General features: G+C 43.4%; 19 protein-coding genes and 1 pseudogene. 13 read left to right on the top strand and 7 right to left on the bottom strand.

The window, feature by feature from the left end; all coding sequences use genetic code 11:
- The first annotated feature begins 143 nt into the window (after window positions 1-143).
- Genes F6K20_RS00705 through F6K20_RS00695 form a run of 3 tightly spaced genes read left to right on the top strand, consistent with a single transcriptional unit; the run spans window position 144 to window position 1,660 of the window.
- On the top strand, window positions 144-806 hold the full coding sequence (locus F6K20_RS00705; protein ID WP_287293367.1) for an SDR family NAD(P)-dependent oxidoreductase: 663 nt from the start codon (window positions 144-146) through the stop codon (window positions 804-806).
- Complete coding sequence (locus F6K20_RS00700; protein ID WP_287293365.1) at window positions 784-966, top strand: SDR family oxidoreductase; 183 nt, start codon at window positions 784-786, stop codon at window positions 964-966. The genes F6K20_RS00705 and F6K20_RS00700 overlap by 23 nt, the downstream gene beginning before the upstream one ends.
- 40 nt (window positions 967-1,006) lie before the next feature.
- Entirely contained in the window at window positions 1,007-1,660 is a 654-nt protein-coding gene (locus tag F6K20_RS00695; protein ID WP_287254488.1) for a cupin domain-containing protein, read from the top strand.
- Between the two features lie 135 nt (window positions 1,661-1,795).
- On the opposite strand, the gene F6K20_RS00690 is transcribed toward F6K20_RS00695, so the two are convergent.
- Complete coding sequence (locus F6K20_RS00690) at window positions 1,796-2,002, bottom strand: hypothetical protein (protein ID WP_008179396.1); 207 nt, start codon at window positions 2,000-2,002, stop codon at window positions 1,796-1,798.
- Here F6K20_RS00690 and F6K20_RS00685 point away from each other — a divergent pair.
- Window positions 1,985-3,076: an NAD(P)/FAD-dependent oxidoreductase gene (locus F6K20_RS00685; protein WP_287293364.1), complete on the top strand. Its 1,092-nt coding sequence runs from the start codon at window positions 1,985-1,987 to the stop codon at window positions 3,074-3,076. The genes F6K20_RS00690 and F6K20_RS00685 overlap by 18 nt on opposite strands.
- 24 nt (window positions 3,077-3,100) lie before the next feature.
- Here the strand turns inward: F6K20_RS00685 and F6K20_RS00680 are convergent.
- Together F6K20_RS00680 and F6K20_RS00675 are read right to left on the bottom strand one after the other, a co-directional pair.
- A pseudogene (locus F6K20_RS00680) lies at window positions 3,101-3,397 on the bottom strand (B12-binding domain-containing radical SAM protein); the annotation flags it as partial.
- 478 nt (window positions 3,398-3,875) lie between these two features.
- Window positions 3,876-5,591, bottom strand: a complete 1,716-nt coding sequence (locus F6K20_RS00675) for an aminotransferase class I/II-fold pyridoxal phosphate-dependent enzyme (RefSeq protein WP_287265491.1) — start codon at window positions 5,589-5,591, stop codon at window positions 3,876-3,878.
- A 425-nt stretch (window positions 5,592-6,016) separates the two neighbouring features.
- Between F6K20_RS00675 and F6K20_RS00670 the strand changes: the two genes are divergently transcribed.
- The 7 genes from F6K20_RS00670 to F6K20_RS00640 all read left to right on the top strand — a co-directional run bounded on the left by F6K20_RS00670 (window position 6,017) and on the right by F6K20_RS00640 (window position 13,501).
- Window positions 6,017-7,843 (top strand): fatty acyl-AMP ligase, encoded by a 1,827-nt coding sequence (locus F6K20_RS00670; protein WP_008185347.1) that lies wholly within the window; start codon window positions 6,017-6,019, stop codon window positions 7,841-7,843.
- Between the two features lie 291 nt (window positions 7,844-8,134).
- Window positions 8,135-8,905, top strand: coding sequence for an aspartyl/asparaginyl beta-hydroxylase domain-containing protein (locus F6K20_RS00665; protein ID WP_287265490.1), 771 nt, complete (start codon window positions 8,135-8,137; stop codon window positions 8,903-8,905).
- A 64-nt stretch (window positions 8,906-8,969) separates the two neighbouring features.
- On the top strand, window positions 8,970-9,269 hold the full coding sequence (locus F6K20_RS00660) for a hypothetical protein (RefSeq protein ID WP_008185343.1): 300 nt from the start codon (window positions 8,970-8,972) through the stop codon (window positions 9,267-9,269).
- An 87-nt stretch (window positions 9,270-9,356) separates the two neighbouring features.
- On the top strand, window positions 9,357-9,536 hold the full coding sequence (locus F6K20_RS00655; RefSeq protein WP_229414526.1) for a hypothetical protein: 180 nt from the start codon (window positions 9,357-9,359) through the stop codon (window positions 9,534-9,536).
- A gap of 322 nt (window positions 9,537-9,858) precedes the next feature.
- Entirely contained in the window at window positions 9,859-9,990 is a 132-nt protein-coding gene (locus tag F6K20_RS00650; protein WP_008185337.1) for a hypothetical protein, read from the top strand.
- Window positions 9,991-10,059: 69 nt separating this feature from the next.
- Window positions 10,060-11,838, top strand: a complete 1,779-nt coding sequence (locus F6K20_RS00645; RefSeq protein WP_287293362.1) for a fatty acyl-AMP ligase — start codon at window positions 10,060-10,062, stop codon at window positions 11,836-11,838.
- A gap of 256 nt (window positions 11,839-12,094) precedes the next feature.
- Entirely contained in the window at window positions 12,095-13,501 is a 1,407-nt protein-coding gene (locus F6K20_RS00640; protein ID WP_008185332.1) for a glycosyltransferase family 2 protein, read from the top strand.
- Window positions 13,502-13,713: 212 nt separating this feature from the next.
- On the opposite strand, the gene hpsO is transcribed toward F6K20_RS00640, so the two are convergent.
- Entirely contained in the window at window positions 13,714-14,886 is a 1,173-nt protein-coding gene (gene hpsO, locus F6K20_RS00635) for a hormogonium polysaccharide biosynthesis glycosyltransferase HpsO (protein WP_008185330.1), read from the bottom strand.
- Window positions 14,887-15,451: 565 nt separating this feature from the next.
- On the opposite strand from hpsO, the gene F6K20_RS00630 reads away from it, so the two are divergent.
- Window positions 15,452-15,607 (top strand): hypothetical protein, encoded by a 156-nt coding sequence (locus tag F6K20_RS00630; protein WP_154659819.1) that lies wholly within the window; start codon window positions 15,452-15,454, stop codon window positions 15,605-15,607.
- On the opposite strand, the gene hpsN is transcribed toward F6K20_RS00630, so the two are convergent.
- On the bottom strand, window positions 15,564-16,544 hold the full coding sequence (hpsN, locus tag F6K20_RS00625; protein ID WP_008185328.1) for a hormogonium polysaccharide biosynthesis glycosyltransferase HpsN: 981 nt from the start codon (window positions 16,542-16,544) through the stop codon (window positions 15,564-15,566). The genes F6K20_RS00630 and hpsN overlap by 44 nt on opposite strands.
- Before the next feature lie 1,152 nt (window positions 16,545-17,696).
- On the opposite strand from hpsN, the gene F6K20_RS00620 reads away from it, so the two are divergent.
- Window positions 17,697-18,302 (top strand): PEP-CTERM sorting domain-containing protein, encoded by a 606-nt coding sequence (locus tag F6K20_RS00620; RefSeq protein ID WP_008185326.1) that lies wholly within the window; start codon window positions 17,697-17,699, stop codon window positions 18,300-18,302.
- Between the two features lie 106 nt (window positions 18,303-18,408).
- Here the strand turns inward: F6K20_RS00620 and hpsL are convergent, their stop codons facing one another.
- Window positions 18,409-20,160, bottom strand: a complete 1,752-nt coding sequence (hpsL, locus tag F6K20_RS00615) for a hormogonium polysaccharide biosynthesis protein HpsL (protein ID WP_008185324.1) — start codon at window positions 20,158-20,160, stop codon at window positions 18,409-18,411.
- An 81-nt stretch (window positions 20,161-20,241) separates the two neighbouring features.
- Window positions 20,242-20,985 (bottom strand): glycosyltransferase family A protein, encoded by a 744-nt coding sequence (locus F6K20_RS00610; protein ID WP_008185322.1) that lies wholly within the window; start codon window positions 20,983-20,985, stop codon window positions 20,242-20,244.
- Window positions 20,986-21,483 lie beyond the last annotated feature (498 nt).

Here is a 21,483-nt window from a genome sequence, read left to right as displayed (position 1 = left end):
AATTGTTAGCTCTGTCTAAAGTTTTGTCAACATTGGCAAAACTTTAGACAGAGCTAACAATTAGTCTTAGTTATTTCCCACTACTTAGCTGTCATGAGGTGTAAACCGATAAGAATCGTTGAACTAAATTGGAGGTAAATAGTATGGCCACTCAAACTGTTATTATTACAGGTGGCGCAACTGGCATAGGCTATGCAATTGCTGAAGGGTTTCTGAACACTGGGGCAAATGTAATGATCAATGGCAGAACTCTCTCAAAGCTTGAAAGTGCAGCCCAAAAGCTGAATCAGCCTGATCGCATCCAGATTATAGCAGGGGACATTACTGATCCTACATTCGCTCCTAAAATGGTTACTGAGACCGTTGCCAAGTTTGGTAGAGTTGATGTTTTGATTAATAATGCAGGCATCTTTGCCGTCAAGAACTTCACTGATTACACAATTGACGAGCTCTCACGGTACCTGGGATATGTAAGGGGTACTTTTGCACTAACCCAGGAAACCGTCAAACAGATGAGAAAGCAGGGGGATGGCGGCGCGGTCGTCAACATCAGTACAATACTTGCATTTAATGGGATTAAGGCTTTGCCGTCTTCTGCACCGATTATGGCGAAGGCTGCTATCACAGCAATGGTAAAAAACTTATCTGTGGAGCTAGCAGCAGACAAGATTCGGATTAATGCTGTAGCCCCTGGCATTGTTCTTACACCATTGCTGGGGGAAGTGAACCAAGAAACTGTGGATGATTTCCCCTGGCATTGTTCTTACACCATTGCTGGGGGAAGTGAACCAAGAAACTGTGGATGATTTGAATCAGCAGCAGCCTCTTGGCAGAGTTGGCACACCGAAAGATATTGCTGATGCAGTGCTGTATCTGGCTAATGCCAATTGGGTTACCGGCGTGATTCTTCCTGTGGATGGTGGGGTTGATGCTGGTGGTGATGGTACTAGCAATCTCAAGCAATAATTAGAGATTCCAACAATAAACATAATGTCAGGAGGTTGCCATGCAGATTCATGCAGATTTAACTCAGCGAGTTGTTGTCTATAGCGAAGAGCTACCTTGGGTTGATTCTCCTATGGCTGGTGTACAGCGTCGGATGTTGGAAAGGGATGGAGAGGAAGTAGCTAGAGCAACCTCTCTAGTTCGCTATCAGACTGGTAGTTTCTTTTCTGCTCATACTCATGGTGGTGGTGAAGAATTTCTAGTTTTAGATGGCATATTTTCTGATGAAAAAGGAGATTATCCCTCTGGTACTTATGTCCGCAATCCCGTAGGTTCAAGCCATACTCCTAAAAGTGAATCAGGTTGTACGATTCTGGTGAAACTATGGCAAATGTCTCCTGACGATCAAGAGCGAGTAGTAATCGATACAACTAATAATTCTTGGGTTCCAGGTTTAGTTAAAGGATTACAGGTAATGCCCTTACATACTCATAGTACAGAAAATGTTGCTCTAGTTAAATGGGAACCTGGAACTATTTTTAAACACCATAGTCATTTTGGTGGAGAAGAAATTTATGTGATTGAAGGGGTGTTTGAAGATGAACATGGAACTTATCCTAAAGGAACTTGGATACGCAATCCTGATGGCAGTACTCATACTCCCTTTAGTCAAGAAGGCTGTTTAATTTACGTTAAAACAGGACATCTTAATTAATTTCAAATTTCATTTGAATAGTTTAAGTATTCAGCTATCAGCTTTCAGCTATCAGCTTTCAGCTTTCAGCTATTAGCTATCAGTTATCAGCTTTCAGCTATCAGTTATCAGCTATTAGCTATCAGTTATCAGCTTTCAGCTTTCAGCTAAAGGCTGAAGGCTGACGCCTGAATGCTTACCTTTCAGCTTTTGAATCAAATAGGTAAGCATTGGCTTAATCTCTGTTATATCAGCTGACTGCTGAGCACTGACCGCTGACCACTGACCGCTGATCGCTGAATGCTTACGATAGATTTTATTCCAACCCACTACAGAGGTAATATCATGAAACTCAAAAAACAAAATCTTCAAGAATCCACTGACAAAATTTACGACACCATTATTGTGGGAGGTGGCGCAGGAGGTCTTTCTGCGGGAATCTATCTCCAGCGTTACTTACTCAATACGTTGATTATCGATAAAGGCAAAGCCCGCTCTTTTTGGATGCAGGAACTCCACAATTACCTGGGTTTACCTCCCGATACCCCTGGTCGTTCTGTTCTTAGACAAGGTAAAGAGCATTATTTGTCTATCGGTGGTGATATACTAGATGCTTTTGTCGAAGAAGTAATTGATGAGGGTGAGACGTTTGCTGTACGAGTAAAAGTCGGTCGAAACAATAGTGAAAACTATACCTTTCGAGCTAAATACCTGATTGCTGCTAGTGGCATTATTGACTATCTACCAGCCTTGGAAAATATGCGAAATGTCTATGACTACGCAGGTTATAACCTCCATGTCTGTCTGATTTGTGATGGATATGGAATGGCTGATAAAAAGGTGGGGGTATTTGCTAGCACGGCAGGTAATGCGGAAGTAGTTTTTCCTCTGGGTTGGTTTACTTCTGAAATTACTTTATTTACCCAAGGATTGTTCGAGGTAAATGATGAATTGCGACAAAAAATACAACAACAGGGTTATGAAATCATAGAAACCCCAGTTGAGCAATTTTTAGGGGAAGACCATCAGATGACTGGAGTAGAATTAACGGATGGTGGAGTAATTGAGTTGGAAGCTGGCTTGATTTCCATGGGTTCCAAATACCATGCCGAATATCTAGACACATTTGATTTGGAGAAGAAGGGAGGGAATCTGGTTACAGATAAAATGGCCCGCACTTCCCATCCTCGGATCTTTGCCATTGGTGATTTAAAGGTAGGACTGAATCAGGTTGTCATTGCTGCTGCCGATGGAGCATTAGCAGCTACTCAGATTTGGCGCGACATCCGTCGTAGTCAACCTCCTAAAGCTTCTAATACTGGCGTTGCTGATTATGCGTATGGTTTTGCCCCCCTAGCCCCCCAATTCTGGGGGGAACAAAACTATCAAAGTCCCCCAGAATTGGGGGATTTAGGGGGCTTCAATCAAACCAAATGATCGCACGTTGGTGGTCCTTACCCGACCACCAACGGCTACCTTTTTCCCACGGCGCTTAGCTTCCTGAATTTGCTCAAGAAAATCCTTTTTCTGGACGATCATACCTGAGATAATCACTATCTCAGCCCAATCCCATTCTGCCTCCGTTACCTCACATACATTGCGGTCAACCAGTTTAAAGGACCATGTCTGAGGTAATATCGCCGCTACTGTCACCAAACCTAGGGGTGGCACCAGTGCCTTGCGATTCACCAACTCAATGGTTTTCTCCATTGACCAGAAACTTTTCGGAAACAGAGGATATAGCAGTAAAACTCGCATAAGTGGCACCTGAAACGATAGTTAGGTTTTCCGGAATTGATTTATCAGAATGTATCAATTGATCACAGCTGGCTTAACTTAACCAGAGTTGGAAAGATGTCGTTGGCGGATTGCCTGTCAGCCACTAACTATTAGGTTAGGTAAATATTAGGTAGGTAACGGGGTGGGAGACTTTTCCCGAGTTAGTTAGTTGCTAAGGCTTGCTAATATATATAGTCTGATCCCCCAGTTAATTCCCACTCAATTCGCCAACGGGATTTTTAATCTGTAAGTTGCCAGTTTTCCCTTAGATTTACCTGTCAGTAGTTATACTTAGCAGCGGCCTAAACTGAGCTTTCGGCCTCTTCTCCCCCCGGTGTTTTGGGGAAGCTCTTCCCCCCCTTGTTAAGGCTCTTCCCCCCCCTTGTTAAGGGGGGATGGGGGGGATCATCAATTAGCTCAAGTTATGACCGTATCCAGTATTGCTACTATTTGATAGTTAATCTAAGGGTGATTTCTGGGTACTATCGTCCTGCTGAAGCTTTGCTACTTCTTGAGCCAGGGTGTTCACCGTAAAGCGAATTTGCTCCTCCGTATGGTTACAGGTGATAAAGAAGCGCAGGCGGGCAGCATTTTGTGGCACCGACGGGTAGAACATAAACGGGACATTGATACCACGTTTAAACAGATTCTGAGAGAGTTGCACCGACTTCAACGCATCCCCCACAATAATTGGAATCACCGGAGAATCTTTACTCGTCCCTGTGTTGAGTCCCTGTTTCTGGGCTAATTCCAGGAAAAGTTTAGCTCGCTGGTGCAACAGCGCAACTCGCTCTGGTTCTTCTTTCAGTAGCCTTATGGAAGCCAGCACCGAGGCGGCATTAGGAGGAGCTATGCCAACACTATAGACAAACCCCGGGGAGGTATACTTGAGGTATTCTACCACAGCAGCGCAACCAGCAATATAGCCACCGCAGCTAGCGAAGGACTTGCTGAGGGTACCCATCCACAAATCTACATCAGCGGGATCAACCCCACAGAACTCACCAACCCCTCGACCGTGTTTGCCCAGTACCCCGATGGAGTGAGCTTCATCTACCATCAGGAAAGCTTTGTGGCGTTTCTTGACTGCAATGAACTGGGGCAAGTCGGGAATGTCGCCATCAGTACTGTAAACCCCTTCGATCACAATCAGTACCCGTTGATAGTGGTGACGACGCTCCTGGAGTATTTTATCCAATGCCTGACAGTCATTATGAGGAAATGCAATAATGCTCGCTCCCGACAGGATGCATCCCTGTAGAATACTGTTATGGCTCAGAGAATCATGTAAGATTAGGTCGTTTTTTCCAAATAGGTGACTAATAGTAGTTACGTTAGTAGCATGCCCGCCCACATAGACGATACTATCCTCAGTACCAATAAAGTCAGCAATTTCTTTCTCCAGCTCCCGATGTAACGGTTTTTCCCCTGACAACAGACGGCTAGCACAGGCGGAGGTACCATAATGATCTATGGCATCCTTTGCTGCTTGAGAGATAACTGGGTCACCGCACATTCCAAGATAATTATAAGTGGCATAATTAATCAATTCCCGACCACCAATCTGTGTGGTGTTGTTGACCACCCGTTCTTGGGGAGTAAAGAAGGGATTGTTGACCCCCAGCGCTTTAATTTCCTCCTGTTGCAATTGCAGTTTGCGGTATTCTGGATATAGGTGGAAATGGTGGTATTCCGGTGGGATATCTTGATTGTCTAGCTTTTCTACATCTTGATTTGGAATTAGACCGTTTTTGGCCGATATATGACCATTCGTTTCCCGTATTGACCTCCCTGACGAGGTTTCTAGGTGAGCTTGTGAGTTTCCTGTTGGTTGTTTAGCAACGTATTCGGCCAAATACTCAGCCAATGCCTCAATATTGTTGTGATCCCATAAAAGCGTTGGGGAAAGCCGATGTCCCAGGAAATTCTCCAGCTCTCCGGATAAGTTAACAGCTTCAATAGAATTTAAACCATAATCGGTAAAATCCCGATGAATATCGATTTCTTGGACATCCAGCTCAAGTACTTCTGCTAGCTTGGACACTAACCAAGTGGCAATGCTTGATGCTCCTTGAGATAATTTTGGGGAACTGACGGTAGATTTCTGATCACTGGTAACTAAAGTAGCCGGTGAGCTTTCTTTCCCGTTCCAGACCTGGTTCAACAATTCCATGTTGCACTCCTTCACCACACTAAAAGATTAAATCACCCAACTCCAGTTACTGGCACTGGGTGATCGTCTGGCCTTACCCCTCCATGACTTTTCGATCATTGAGCCTAGTTGTGAACCTTCAATCTCAGCTAATAATGTTCTAAACAGAGATTATGCCTTTATTTCGGTCTAGTTGCCACTCTTGAAGCCAATGAATTGCTATTTTCGGGGTTGACTTGATGGTTATTTTGCCATGAACTACTAAAACTTGTGAAAAATTCTATCAATCAAGTCAAGTCTACCCTCTTGCGCCGATAGCGTTTGACAGGTAAGCTATTTGGCATCGAAAAATCTGTTTCGTAAGATGCAGATTTGATTGATTGGGTCTGGTAACCTCTAGGCTTGGTATGAGGGGAAACTACCCAGGGATAATCCGCGATCGCATAATGGCAAACCATAAACCTAAATACTCCAACTTAGTCGATCTCGTGGTCGATAGAGCACTAAACCAACCTAACCAAATTGCTTACACTTTCCTAGCAGACGGGGAAACAGAATCTGGCCTGTTGACCTACCAACAGTTAGATCAACAGGCCAGAGCCATTGCTGCTCAGCTACAGTCTCTAGTTGCCGCTGGCTCCCGTGCCTTATTAGTCTACCCCTATACCGCTGGTTTAGAGTTCATTGCCGCTTTCTTTGGGTGTCTGTATGCCTCAGTTGTAGCAGTGACCGCTAATCCCCCCCGGTCGAAACAGGCTATTGCCCAATTACAGCAGCGGGTCATTTCTTCCCAAGCCACAGTAGCGCTTACTACCACGGACTTATGGAAAAGAATCCAGCAGCAGTGTAGCTCGAATCCAGAATTAGCTCCAACCTTAACTGAACTGTCCTGGATAGAAACCAACGAAATTTCCCCGTCTCTAGCATCAGACTGGATTGAAACCGAGCGCCCAGATCACGATAGCTTAGCCTTTCTACAGTACACCTCAGGCTCCACCGGTAAGCCAAAAGGGGTAATGGTGACCCATGGCAATATCCTGCACAATTCAGCGTCGATCTATCAGTCCTTCGAGCATACCCTCAACAGTCAAGCGATAATCTGGTTACCCTTGTTTCATGATATGGGGTTGATTGGTGGTGTGATCCAGCCGATCTATGGGAGATTTCCGGTTATACTGATGTCACCAGTAGCCTTGATTCAAAAACCAGTTCGCTGGCTCCAAGCCATTTCCCGCTATAAAGCCAGAGCCACTACCAGTGGTGGTCCGAATTTTGCCTATGACCTATTATGTCGTCAGGTAACTCCCGAACAGATTGAAACTCTAGACCTCAGCAGTTGGGAGGTAGCCTTTTCCGGTGCTGAACCGGTTCGAGCCGAAACCCTAGAACGGTTTGCCAATATCTTCGCCCCTTGTGGGTTTAGACCAGAAGCATTTTACCCTTGCTACGGTATGGCTGAAACCACATTATTTATTTCCGGGGGATTGAAAGCTAACTCTGCTGTGATTAAGTATGTCGAGCAAGGTGCCCTAGGAGAGAATCGAGTGATAACTGCTACTAAAGACCAACAGCAAACACAAGGGATTGTCAGCTGTGGTCAGCCTTGGTTGGATGATCAGTTGGTAATTGTTGACCCGGAAACCCTAATAGAGTGTCCAGAGAATAAAGTTGGCGAAATTTGGGTATCTGGTTTAGGTGTGGGCAAGGGCTATTGGAATCAACCAGAGGAAACAGAACGCACATTCGGTGCCTATATAAAAGACACTGGCACTGGACCATTTCTGCGCACCGGAGACTTAGGATTCCTAAAAGATGGGGAACTCTTTATCACCGGTCGCCTCAAAGAATTGATGATCCTCTGGGGCAACAACCGCTATCCCCAGCATATTGAAGCCACTGTTGAGAAGAGTCATCCAGCCCTGCGACCCAACGCTAGTGCAGCGTTTTCCGTAGATTTAGAAGGGGAAGAACGATTAGTTATTGCTCAAGAGATAAAGCGGAGTTACCTGAGACACTTAGTGGTTGATGAAGTAGTGGCAGCCATTCGTCAAGCGGTAGCCCAAGAGCATATTGCCGATGTTTATGGGATTGTGCTGCTGAAAACCGGAAGTATTCCCAAAACCTCTAGTGGTAAGATTAAACGTCGGGAATGTCGGCTGCGATTTCTTGATGGCACTTTAGAAGCAGTAGGTGAATGGCGACAGAGTCAACTTCAGCAGCGTAGCATTACCGATTTGTTGAGTCAGTTGAATGTTGCTTCATCAGAATCCTAGAGTTGTTATTGGGTCAGCTATCAGCTATCAGCTATCAGCTTATGCCCGTAGCGCAATCGGTGATTTTGAATAAGCGATGCAGTGGCAGACACGGGGGTTTCCACTCACTGCTGACTACTGACTGCTGAATGCTTAAGTTATTGGAATTATTAAATGTGTTAAATATTACTAATTCCCAGTTACTAATTTCGACCATCACTAGCAATTTATAATTTTTTTTAGCAACAATTAAAAAAACTAATTAGGTATGGTAATATATTTATCTAAGCGCAGCTAAATTAATAATTAATCATGAAACGTTCTTTAGACGCTCTTAGGGAAAAAGCGAGGAATTTCCTGATATATAGTATTGGTACACCACTTATATACAAGTTGGAAACGTTAATTACTAATTCTTCATTAATTGGTAATTCAACATTCTTTGATCCTGATAAATTTAATTGGGTGGAAGAGTTAGAATCCCAATGGATGACGATTCGCCAAGAGCTAGACCAAGTATTGAAATATAGAGATAGTCTACCCAACTTCCAGGATATTTCTCCAGACCAAGGTCAGTACGTCAGCACGGATAATCGGTGGAAAACCTATGGCTTTTATGGCTATGGAATCAAAGTTAAACAAAATTGTGAAAAATGTCCAGAAACTACTCGTATTATCGAAAAAATTCCTGGTATGAAAACGGCATTTTTTTCAATCCTATTACCAGGTAAACATATCCCTGAACACAGGGGACCTTATAAAGGGGTAATCAGATGTCTTCTAGGATTACGTGTTCCTGAACCGAAGGAAAATTGTCGGATTCGTGTTGGTAACGACATTCGCTATTGGGAAGAAGGAAAAACGATGATATTTGATGATAGCTTCCCCCATGAGGTATGGAATGAAACCGATGGGATGCGGGTGGTTTTATTTCTAGATATTGTCAGGCCGCTCCGTTTTCCTGTTTCATGGATTAATCAATTATTTATTAAAGTAATTGCTTGGTCACCCTACGTTCAAGATGCTATGGCTAATCAGAAGAAATGGGAAGAACGTTTAGATAAGGTGTTTGCTCGACAATGAATCAATAGGGAACAGAGCGAGTGTGGGGCGAGGGGGGAGAGGTAACTATTTCAATACATTGTGTGTGTCTCAACAACAAACCCTTGAGGATGCCCAAAGGTGGCTTGAGTATGACCCCGATGTGATTATCCTGAATGCAGGACAAATCGAAACTGAGGTAGGGGATGGAGGAGTGCCACTGGTTGAGATAGTAGAATCGATGAACCGTGTTAACTACAGTTGGCCAGCATTGGTAGCCCTCGAAGCAGCCAAGCTAAAGCGCGAGCGACCCCTCGATGTGGTTGCTATTGGTTCGATTGCAGATGGTAGCCCTTCTTGTTTTGGTCCAGTCTATCATTCTGGTAAAATCGCTTTGCACTATTAATGGTCAGGTGTTGGACCAATAGTTTACCACGCCAGCAATCATCAAATCCTCATGAGGCTTTACCGTCCTGGTGTGATCAGCGGTCCCTTGGCTTGGGCACCAGTGAACCGTCTCAATGAAAAAGGTTATAAAATCCGAGCTAACCGAGTCAATTATGCTCCTCCTGCTGAAAAAGTAGCTAATACAATCGCCAGCTGGATTGAGAAAAACCAAGAATGGGTAGGAACTTATGATGAGCCTTTTAGCTTTAAAATATTCAAATTTTAAAAATACAGTTGTTTGGATGGCCTCGGGGCAGCAAATTCGTATAACTAGGAAATAGGGAATTGCGGGAATAGTTTGGGGAGGGTGGGGGTAACCATTAAGCTATCAGCTATCAGCTATCAGCTATCAGCTATCAGCGGTCAGTGTAAAGTGCGTAGTGTGAATAATTGGTGGATTATTTCATAATATAGTACTATTTTTTAGGTTCAATTTATGTTCAAAATTCCCGGAAAATGAATTATTATTAATCGAAGCTACTGAATTATGAATCCTCAATATCAGGATATTTGGTGATGTCGGAATCAAGCTAAAGTAATGTTTGGCAATGTGTAAGCTATCAGCTAATGCGCTACAGATGGTGCTACTTGAGGTGCTATCAGCTAATGCGCTACAGATGGTGCTACTTGAGGTGCTATCAGCAAAAGACGAAGGCCAAAAGCTCACGGCTGACGGCTGACAGCTGACGGCTGAATGCTTACAAAGTAATAAGTTTTTTTGTGTAAGTTTTTAAGTGCAGGGGTAAAAGGTGTCACAAACTATTCTCCAAGCAGCCACGTTAGTGGATATCCTGCGCTACAGAGCAGTTAACCAGCCAGATGCGATCGCATATACCTTTTTGGTGGATGGAGAAACTGAACAGGTCAGTCTGACTTACCAACAGTTGGAGCAACAAGCCCAAGCGATCGCGTTCCACCTGCAATCAATATATTCCCCAGGAGAAACTGCGCTACTACTGTATCCTCCTGGTCTAGACTATATTTGTGCATTTTTCGGGTGTTTGTACGCTGGGGTTGTAGCTGTGCCCGCTTATCCTCCTAGACCCAACCGCTCCCTTGTCCGTGTTCAGGGAATTGTCAAAGATTCCCTGGCAAGGGTAGCCCTAACTACCCAAGCAATCCTGTCTAATTTAGAGCGACGGTTTACTGAGGCTCCAGAACTGAAGACACTGCACTGGCTAGCCACAGAAAACATTAACGGCAACTTAGCTCAATCATGGCAGCAACCAGCTATAGATGGTAGCACCCTAGCTTTTCTCCAATACACCTCTGGTTCAACCGCTGCACCGAAGGGAGTGATGATTAGCCACAGCAATCTAGTCCATAATTCAGCTGCTATCTATAAGTATTTTGGGCACACCGACCACAGCAGTGGGGTGATTTGGTTGCCGATGTACCATGACATGGGTCTGATTGGTGGTATACTCCAACCTCTATACGGCGGTTTTCCAGCTACTCTGATGTCCCCCTTGATGTTTTTGCAAAGTCCGATTCGGTGGTTAAAAGTGATTTCCCACTATCGAGCCACCAGCAGTGGAGGACCAAACTTGGCTTACGACTTATGCGTACGCAAAATCAAGCCAGAACAACTAACAAACTTGGATTTGAGTAGTTGGGACCTGGCCTTTAACGGAGCTGAGCCAATTAACTTCGCCATCTTGGAGCGGTTTGCAACTAAATTTGAGTCCTATGGCTTCCGCCAAGAAGCATTCTACCCTTGCTATGGCATGGCTGAAGCCACCTTAATGGTTTCTGGTGGTGTCAAAAGTGCCCCAATTGTCTTAAGAACAGTTGAGGGGGCAGCACTGGAGCAAAATCACGTTGTGCCAGCTAGTGTTGAGCAAGAAGGTACCCTTACCCTCGTAGGCTGTGGTCAAAGTCTGCCAGACCAGCAGATTGTAATTGTCCATCCTGAAACCTTGACCCGATGTGACCCAGGACAAGTGGGAGAAATCTGGGTATCAGGACCAAGCATTGCCCAAGGTTACTGGAATCAACCGGCAACAACCGAACGAAACTTTCGCGTAACTCTAGCATCGATGGGGGAAAAGCCATTTCTACGCACCGGTGACTTGGGATTCATGCTCGACGGTGAATTATTTATTACTGGTCGTCTCAAGGATCTGATCATTATCAATGGTCGTAACCACTATCCCCAAGATATTGAATGGACCGTAGAAAACACCCACTCCTTGCTCAGACCTACGTGTTCGGCAGCATTTTCCGTGAATATTGCTGGTGAGGAACAGTTAGTGGTGATTGCTGAGGTAGAACGTAGCTATTGGAAATCTACTCGGCTAGCTGCTTCTGACCCTGGCAATGGAGCGAAAGACCATGCCCTTGATAGCAAGGAGTTAATCCGGTTAATCCGACGAGCAGTATTACAACATCACGATTTGCCGGTTCATACTGCTCTGTTGCTCAAACCAGGTACTATTCCCAAGACATCTAGTGGTAAGATTCAGCGTCATGCCTGTCGCCAGAGTTTTATGGCGGGAACTCTGGCTGTTATAAATGATAGGGATTAGGCTATTGGCTTGAGCCATTAACCATTAAGATAACACCATTAAGATAACACCTTGCCCTCACCCTCAAAACTTCCTGAACAGACTCCTTACGTGGAAGTAAAGGTTAACAAATGTTTATGTTACCTGTTTCCTTCAAACCCCAGATGAGAGTTATGTCCTAAACTATACTTTACTTGATAGAATTTAATAGTTTTGTAACAATTTCGGATAGAATAAGGCATTAGTGGCCTTAGTTGGTAGTTGCAGTACATAGCTTATGTCGGAGAATTCCTGGTCAGAAAAAGCGCCAAGCCAAGAGCTGAAGCAACTTGGCTCTATGCTGTCTAACTTGTCAGAGGAAGAGTTTGAAACTAGCTTATTTTTCCAGGGACTAGAAGGACGCCGACGCAAAGCAGCTTTAGTGTTAACCATAGTGTGGTGCATAACCATAGCACTGCATTTGGTGTCTTGGGGGATCTGGGTGAGCTTGAGCTTAACAACAATATTAGGAATTCATGCCCTACGGTGCTTGCTGGCTCGACCGTTAAAAACCCCTCAACCCTGTTTAGATGAGGAAAAAGACGATTTTCCCTTTGTGTCTCTGCTAGTAGCAGCAAAAAATGAAGAAACTGTCATCAGTAATTTAGTTAAGTCTCTGTGTCAATTAGATTACCCCAAAAATCAGTATGAACTGTGGGTAATTGACGATTACAGTACTGACCAAACACCAGAAATCTTAGATAAGTTAGCAGCAACATACGACCAGTTGAAGGTACTGCACCGGAGTGCTAATGCCGGGGGCGGCAAATCAGGGGCACTCAATCAGGTACTGGGTTTAACTAAAGGGGAGATTGTAGCAGTATTTGATGCAGATGCTAAAGTTCCCAAAGATATGCTACGGCGGGTTTTGCCCTTATTTACTAACCCGCGAGTGGGAGCAGTGCAGGTCAGAAAAGCGATCGCAAATGCACCACTGAATTTCTGGACACGAGGGCAAATGGCAGAAATGGCTCTCGACAGCTATTTCCAACAGCAACGTATTGCAGTTGGTGGGATTGGTGAATTGCGGGGCAATGGTCAGTTTGTCCGACGTTCCGCACTACAGCGTTGCGGTGCCTGGAATGAAGAAACCATCACCGACGACTTAGATTTAACCATTCGCCTACACCTCGATCAGTGGGATATTGGCTTTCTCAATTTTCCGCCAGTAGAAGAAGAAGGAGTTACCAGTGCGATCGCACTCTGGCATCAACGGAACCGTTGGGCAGAAGGAGGGTACCAGCGCTATTTAGATTACTGGCGTTTAATTGTAAGTAACCGCCTAGGTTTGCGGAAAACTCTAGATTTATTTACCTACTTGATCATCCAGTACTTTTTGCCCACTGCTGCTGTACCAGACTGTTTGATGGCTATTGCCCGTAACCGTCTACCTATTTTTAGCCCCATTACTGGCCTAACTGTCACCCTATCAGTGATTGGCATGTTTGTCGGGCTGCGCCGCACCAATCAAAATCGAAGATTACGTGTTTCTAACCTATTGGTTAGTTTCTTGCAGACCTTGAGGGGAAATCTTTATCTATTGCACTGGATGCTGGTGATGGCTGCTACTACCGCTCGGATGTCTGTGCGTCCTAAACGCTTGAAATGGGTCAAAACAGTCCATAGAGGTGGGAATGAAGAATGAAGAATGAAGAATGAAGAATTATTAATTTCTAAAATGGTGAATTCCCAATTCCGAATTCCCAATTCCCAATTCTTAATTCTCAATTCTTAATTCTTACTTCCCAATTCCCAATTCCCAATTCCCAATTCCCAATTCCCAATTCCCAATTCCCAATTCCCAATTCTTAATTCTCAATTCTTAATTCTTAATTCCCAATTCTTAATTCTTAATTCTCAATTCTCAATTAATTCCTGATAAAAATTCAACAGCTGTTTAGCTAGCGCCTTATTGGTATACTGCTCCATTGCCCGTACATAACCCAAATATCCTAATTTCTCAGCCAACTCTGGTTGCTTGATTAGCTGCTGTAAACAATGTCGTAACTCCGACTCATTCTTTTCAGGAAACACCAACCCAGCATCCCCAATCACATAGGGAATTTCTCCAGAATCGGAACCAATTACTGGTACTTTAGATGCCATAGCCTCAATCAGCACATGACCAAACTGTTCCTTCCAACCTACACTAGTTAAGGTTTTAAACTTATAATTAGTCTCTGATGGTAGCACCAGAGTATTCATCACATTAATATAACGAGGTACCTCGTCATGGGGAACACTCTCAATCCAAATTAATTTGTCTTTAATTCCCCATTCTGCCGCCTTTTCCATCAATATCGGCTTGAGGGGACCACGCCCTAGCAGCAGCCACTTCCACTCCATCCTAGATAAACCGGCTAGGGCTTTACCTAAAGTCAGTAATCCCTTCTCTTCTACAAACCGTCCCACAAATCCCACCACAAAGTCATTGGGTTGAATTCCCAACTGCTGTTTTAGCTCTGGCTGAGCTTGGGGAAGAAACAAGCTTTCATCTACCCCCAATTGGGGCATTACTTTAGCTGGTCCGTTATAACCATGTTGTCGCAGGATTTCTACCCCATCCTGATTTCCACAAATCAGTCCATCGGTATGACGCAAGTTATATCCTTCCAACACAGACACCGGAAATTTTACCTGGTAGGGCAGATTCCACCAAGTAAAAAATAGGTTTTTTGCCTTCAGTCCCAATAGCTTATTCAGGGTAATAAATTGAGCATAACCTAATGCCTTAGCTCCCTGTTCCACTTGAATAATTTCGGGTCGAAACTGTTTCAATAAAGGGATAATATCTAGCCCAAAGGTCAGCAGTCCCTGATTATTTTCACTAAAGTTAGATACTGGTACGACCCGAAATGAACCTTCTTCACGGGGTTGGGTTTCAATGATGCGATTTTGGACACCACCAGGACGCCAGCGCCGGGGAACCACCACAGTTACCTCAATGTTAGGTTCTAACTGAGCGAGTGTTCGTAACTTCTCGCAGTTAAGGTCAACAATATACGAGTGGCTAGCAACTAAGATTTTCATGGGTAATTTTTTGACAGTTAATGGGTGAAGGTTGAAGGTTGGAGGTTGAAGGTTGGAGGTTGAAGCTTGAAGGTTGGAGGTTGGAGGTTGGAGGTTGAAGCTTGAAAGTTGGAGGTTGGAGGTTGAAGCTTGAAGGTTGGAGGTTGGAGGTTGGAGGTTGAAGCTTGAAGGTTTAAGGTTGAAGGTTTAAGGTTGGAGGATTAAGGTTGCAGGTTGTTCGCCCTTGGCGTTCCCATAGTATCAATCAGCTTAGTTCATGTAGGATTACTCACAATGGTGCGAGATCTCAGTTAAACTTAGCTATGGAAGCATTACAAAACGACTTAATACTAGTAAACCAAGAGCGGTAACCCTGGAAAATCAAAATGTATTTTTAGTTATTTATTTGCTTAAACTATACTTATGGTTTTGGTTATCACAATACCATTAAATTTGAATTATTATGACTTTAATATCCTGAATTATGAATCATTAATTTTCAATATTTTAATTAAAGATACAAGAGCTTATTAAGTTTACTTAATCGTAGTTTTAAGTTTTAAAAACTGGCTTCAACCTTTTAACCTTGGCCAAAAGGCCACGCTACGCGAACAACCAACTAACCTTGGCCAAAAGGCCACGCGATCGCGTTCAACCAACTAACCTACCCTACGGGAACGCCAAAGGCGAACAACCTTCTAACGGTCTAGCCGACTATAAATTTGACCATCATCCCAGATAGATTTGATGCGTGTACCAAGTGCTTTTAAAAAGCCCAACATGTAGAAACCAGCGCGGGTAATAATTTTGATCGGGGAACCACTTTTATTACAAGGAGGATTCCCTAAGACGTGGCAATCAAATAGACGACCAAACAGCCGTAGCTGTTCACTAAGGGTAAGGTTTTTCATTCCCATCAGGAAATGGTTGTGATAAAAAGTCAACTGATACTCAAGCGATCGCGTACTAATATCATGACACCCCCCAGTTTCTTCCCCTAAATGGACTAAACAAGCATCTGGGTCATACCAAATTTGATAACCAGTGCGGCGAAATCGCAAACAAAAATCCGACTCCTCACGAACCGCACTGCCCCGGAACTGTTCATCAAAGTGCAGCCCGTATTTAGTAAAAATCTCCCGGCGGAAAGACATATTGCAGCCTCGGGCTGAGATCACCCGTTGAGGCTTCACGGTATGGACTAAGTCTATGTAATACCATGCAATGCCAGGATCCATGGCCTCTTTAGGCAAGTCTTCAATGGTGTAAGAGGGAGTGGGGGTATCTACTGCTGCTCCTTTCTCTGCTAACTTCATCCGGTCAAATACTCGTCCTGCTACTGCCCCAATCTCTGGGGATTTTTCATAGTTACGAGCGTGAGCAGTTAAATACCCCGGTGGCATCTTGATATCATCATCGATAAACACAATAATGTCCCCGGATGCCCGCCTTACCCCATAATTTCTTGCCCCAGGTAAACTTGCCCAATCAACCCGGAACCAGAGAATCTTACCAGTATTAGCCAGCTGCTCTAAATAGGATTGAATCTCTGGTTTGTGGTTTCGAGTTTGATCAACAACCAGTACTTCAAAAGCAGGGTAGTCTTGCTTCAGGACATCTTCTAGGGTATCCCGCAAAGGGTCTTCCCGTCCGTAAGTAGGGATAATTACAGAAATCATCGTCATTGTTGTGAGTACTTTGTCCTTAAGCATTTAACTGCTAATGATGCCGACAATCGATAACAGTTTACTAACATGCTATCCTTGGACATCCGTGGTTTTATGGAAAGTTAGACAATTCTTAAGCTAAGAGGTAAAACCAATACAGCTTTACCATGGCTGGTGAGGTACACCTGAGTCTTAGAAGATAGGGGTTTCATTGCTGAATCTGTACCTCACGGGAGCTAGAAACGCTGTCCCAGCATAGTACAGGGAACAGTTATCCGTGGAGACCGGTTCAAAAAACCGTTTGTAGTTTGCCTTTTCCCGTTTGCTAGGGGTTAATCAATTGGTTAATCAACTAATCAGGGTTGTGAAGGTTTAATGCGTTCGCGTAGCGGTTCCGAAGGAACATCGCGTTGCCTGCCTTGACTGCTTCGTCATCTGGTTTTGGGATTTCGGCTTAGTGGTGATTATGCGTTCGCTACAGCCAACTCCTAACCTATTGCTATTTGTAGTGATATCTTGATCATATTTACTTATATTTTATAATCAGTACTTGGGCTTATTTTGTAGTTCATGTAGGGTGGGCAGTGCTTGAGACCGATGCCTTGGCTGTTCATCAGATTGCTTACCCCTACTCCCCACTCCCTACTACCTACTCCTATTAACCCAGGACGAAAGTCCCTTAAATCCATTACTCATCTGTTGCTCTGAATTATTTCTCATCAAAGTATTTTTTATAAAAACTTCATAATTGGAAATATTAACTTTATTTATTTAAAGATTTTATAAATTTGAATTCAAATAGCTAAATTAGTCCCGATTCTATATAATAATATTTTTGGGAAAGGAATCAGCCATCAACATTAACGAGTTAATTGGTTTCATAGCTGTCAACCTCAAGCAGTAAAAGAAAAGAAACCAAGCCTAAGGTCAGCACTTGATATCTAACATTTCAAAATAGCTCATCAAACCAATCTGTCTTGATGCAGTTGCTCATGGGGAGTGGCTGTGTGCGGAACCCCTGTAAGCCCAGTGGAAAGCCAGTTGCTCAGGGGGGAACTCCCAAGAACGCCGACTAAAACTAATTTTTCGTCAGTCAATCAGGAGCTTGACCACGCTATTTCATCCTGTCAATGCCACAAATCAATTCAATAGGAATCAAAAATCATGAAACCTAACCTTTATAAAACATTAGCAGTTACAACTACTACTGGCGCAATTTTAGGTCTTTTTGCTCTTGTCCCTAATCTGGCTCAAGCTGCTGCTATGAAATTTGAGTTTATTAGTACACTTGAGACTCTCAATGATAATCTTGGCTTTGGTATCCTTCGCTATGAGAGTGCCCCTATCACTGGGGTTGGAGTGGAAACTATCCAGATGAATCAGTTAGTTGGTGTCGATTTAGATCTAAAAGCGTCGGCTGAAATTTATCTTGACATACCAGGTTTGGGATTAGTCACTGATAGTGTTTTTATTGATGAAAGTGATGTGGTACCTCCCAGTCCATTTCTAACGTTTACAGATGGTATATTAACCAGCTTCAACGATACAATTAACACTACAAGTAACACTTTTGGAGTTCCTATTGTTGCTCAAGCTTTAGGAACAACTTTTGAAACTTTTGCTGTTGACCCAACCTCGGATACCAAAATATTAGTCGAAAAAGGGAATATTATTTTTAGCACTGTTCCAGAACCAGGAACGATTTTAGGGCTTAGTTTGTTTTCTTTAGGAATCTTGATGAATCGAAAAAAATCAGCAAACTCAAATTAATCGATGAATGTCCAGTTTTGGGCTAGTGGTACTTGGGTTAAAAAAGTGCAATAGTGCTAGGAATCAAGGCTTAATATGGTCATGATCCTGGCTCTATATCACATTTTTACTCAATTTTTAGGGCGCTTACCCTGCCTTTTGCCTTTTGCCGTTTCCCTTTTCCCTTTTTCGATGCCTTGATACCTCGTTTCTTTTTAGGTTGAGGCTCGTTTGCCTGTGCTGCCTCTAGTTTCTCTAGTTCCTCTTGTTCTTGACGATTTATTTCAGGCAACTTGAGGATAACACCAGTAATCAACCAATAATATACTGCCACTGGATCTACATCCAAGGGATAGTAATAGGTTTGGTAGCTAATAAACAAAATAAGTACCCAATAGCTGGCACCGATACTCCGCAAATCCTTGTTTTTCACTGAGCGGTAAGCCTTGAAGGTAAGTACAGTAATCGCAGTTACAAATACTAGAAAAGCCAGCAGCCCCAGCGGACCAACTTCATGCATCACTTTGGGAAACCAAGTTTCTACCAAACTGGTTTTACCAAAAACACGAGCAGAGTTGGTCGCTCGTCCTAATCCCAGACCAATTAATGAGCCTCTTAGTCTACTCCAGGTAAAAGCAAATTGATGAAGGATAAAATCATCCGCTGGTGAAGCTTCCCAACGACCGATCAAACTATCTATCCGTTCCTGAACTACTTCAGGAAAAGCAGTTGCCGCAATTCCTAATAAAAGCCCTAATCCTCCCAAAATAGGTAAAAACCGTTTAAGGTTAGTGACTTGACCCGTTAAAACGAGCAGGATTACGGTTACAGTTGGCACCAAAGCCAGAGCAATCCGCTGACCAGAGACTACTGCGAGAACAAAAACCGATGCCATGGCACCTAAACCAACACTCCGCCAACGAGCTGAGGGGTCGCTGAAAGCAGTAGCAAAGCTAAAAAAGGCATTAGAAATCAGGAACCAGCCCCACTGCCAAGGGGCAACAAAGGTTCCCGGTAAGCGGATTTGTCCCACTTGAGGACTATACAGCAAAGACCCACCCACAAAACATCTAGCATCTAGGGAAGCTTTGAATAAGGCAGCCCCGTGTCTGAATTGGGTTCCAGCGCATCTACCAGTTTTCAGCATCATGTACTGAATAAAGGCAAGGCTACAGCAGATAATAGCCAGAACTGTGAACATCCTTGAGAGGAAGAGTAATTCTTTCTTGCTACGGATCAGGTAGTAGGCACAAAAGATTAAGGGAATGTATCCCAAAAAAACTTTCAAACCCAAAATTCCCATTAGTATCGGCTGTCCATCTTCGCAGGTTATACCTCTACGCATCCCTGGTAGATCTGAACAAGGGGGAAGTAGTTGCTGGGAGCCATTAGCAAACAAGAATGTCAGCAAACTTGATGCGCACAAAATGCCTAAGGGTAGCATTAGGGACTTGGCTATTATGATTGGTTTTCTTTCCTGCTTACACTGTTGTACTAGACCAATCAAAGCAGGGATATAGATACCATCTTTAGCCAGCTGCAGCAGTGGACTATTGCCAATGGAGTAAATGATTGTACCACTAAAAGGCATATAGATCAGGAATGCCCAAAGTGCTGTGCGAGGATATTTATAGGACAGAACCAGACAAGGCAGACCAGCTACTGCAGCTGCACCAGCTTTAGGATCAACCACTAGAGCAAGCAACACCCCGATAATGGCTCCAAAAGCTGCTGTCATAGTAATAATTTGGATGATTTCTCTACGCTCCCGTTGCGCTCGGCGTTTTTGAGCTAACTGTTGCTTGAGATTTAAGGTTGTGGTCTCAGATGGCGTTTTCCCTTTCTTTGATGACTTAGATTTTGACCGACCTTTGACCATGGCAGAACCATCCCATTGTCTATCGATGTTATTATTTCTTAATTTGGCATGATAAATTTGAAATTGGTGTTTGCGCGATGGTCAAGCCAGCTTGTACAAGCCAAATTCATCACAAATTGATTTGCTCAACGCCTTTCGATTGAAGATGTTAAAGGATAATCTTTCTTCATTTGCTGATAGATTCTCACCAGTACCAAGGATATAAACACTACCGGAAAAGGGTAATGGTTTTAGAGGGGTTCCCTTGTTGGCTAGAATACTTTTAACTTTCCCATGATCAATATAAAACTTGTAGTAGCCATAACCGCGATTGTATTCAGGTTTCTCAGGTAACTCTAGTAAATCCCATCTAAGAATGTTCGCTGTACCCGACATTCGATAGAATTGTTTTCGTTTTAAATACAAACAATCTTCTCCATCTCGATACTTATAACCTCTATTAATAAACCAGCCATTTTCCTGAGGATTTTGCCTAACCAATTCCGCTAACTGTTTGCTAACACAATCATCGGCATCGACATTCATAACATGAGTTGGGTCAAATCGACGAGCATAAGTTAATCCTGTCAAAAGCTTACGTCCTTTATCTGTATTTCCTCTAACCCTCTGGCTTGGCTCTTTGGGAGTAGGATAATCAACCTGAAGATAAATGATATGGGGATGACTGAATGTAATCTGTGGCTTTTCATTACAAACAACGATTACTCTAAATTCCGATGATGTTTGATTACATACTGATTTGACACAGCGTTCAAATAATTTAGATACATGTTCCCAAGATTTGGAAAGCTTTCGACTCTTGAGTGGAATTACGAAAACTAGCATGATTAACCTTTATTGATAGAAAAACAAGGTAAAAAACTCCCATTAATTTGCGGTGCGACCCGTGGCGAATTTAATTCGCCAACGGAAAGCGCACCGGGACTAATTGAGCAAAAGTAACGGGAGTTTTAATGTTATGGTGAGGTGGCCATGGCGTTATTGGAACCTTGAAAGTAATCAAGCATTTCGTCAGCTATAACTATCACGAAAATGCTGGCAATAGTTTTCTATGCACCCCTATTAAGTATTAAGTTCAGGGTTTTTAACCCTTTTTCCTGATGCTTTCCACCGATCTGGTTTGTGACCGTAGATAGGCACGGAGTTTTCCTCAAGAGAGACTCACATCAGGGTTGATGATTTACCGTCAACCATAAACCGTCAACCATAAACCGTCAACCATAAACCGTCAACCATAAACCGTCAACCATAAACCGTCAACCATAAACCGTCAACCATAAACCGTCAACCATAAACCGTCAACCATAAACCGTCAACCATAAA

Origin of the sequence: Moorena sp. SIO2C4 (genome assembly GCF_010672485.1) — a bacterium.
GTDB classification, from domain to species: domain Bacteria; phylum Cyanobacteriota; class Cyanobacteriia; order Cyanobacteriales; family Coleofasciculaceae; genus Moorena; species Moorena producens.
This window is presented reverse-complemented; position numbering and strand designations above follow the sequence as displayed.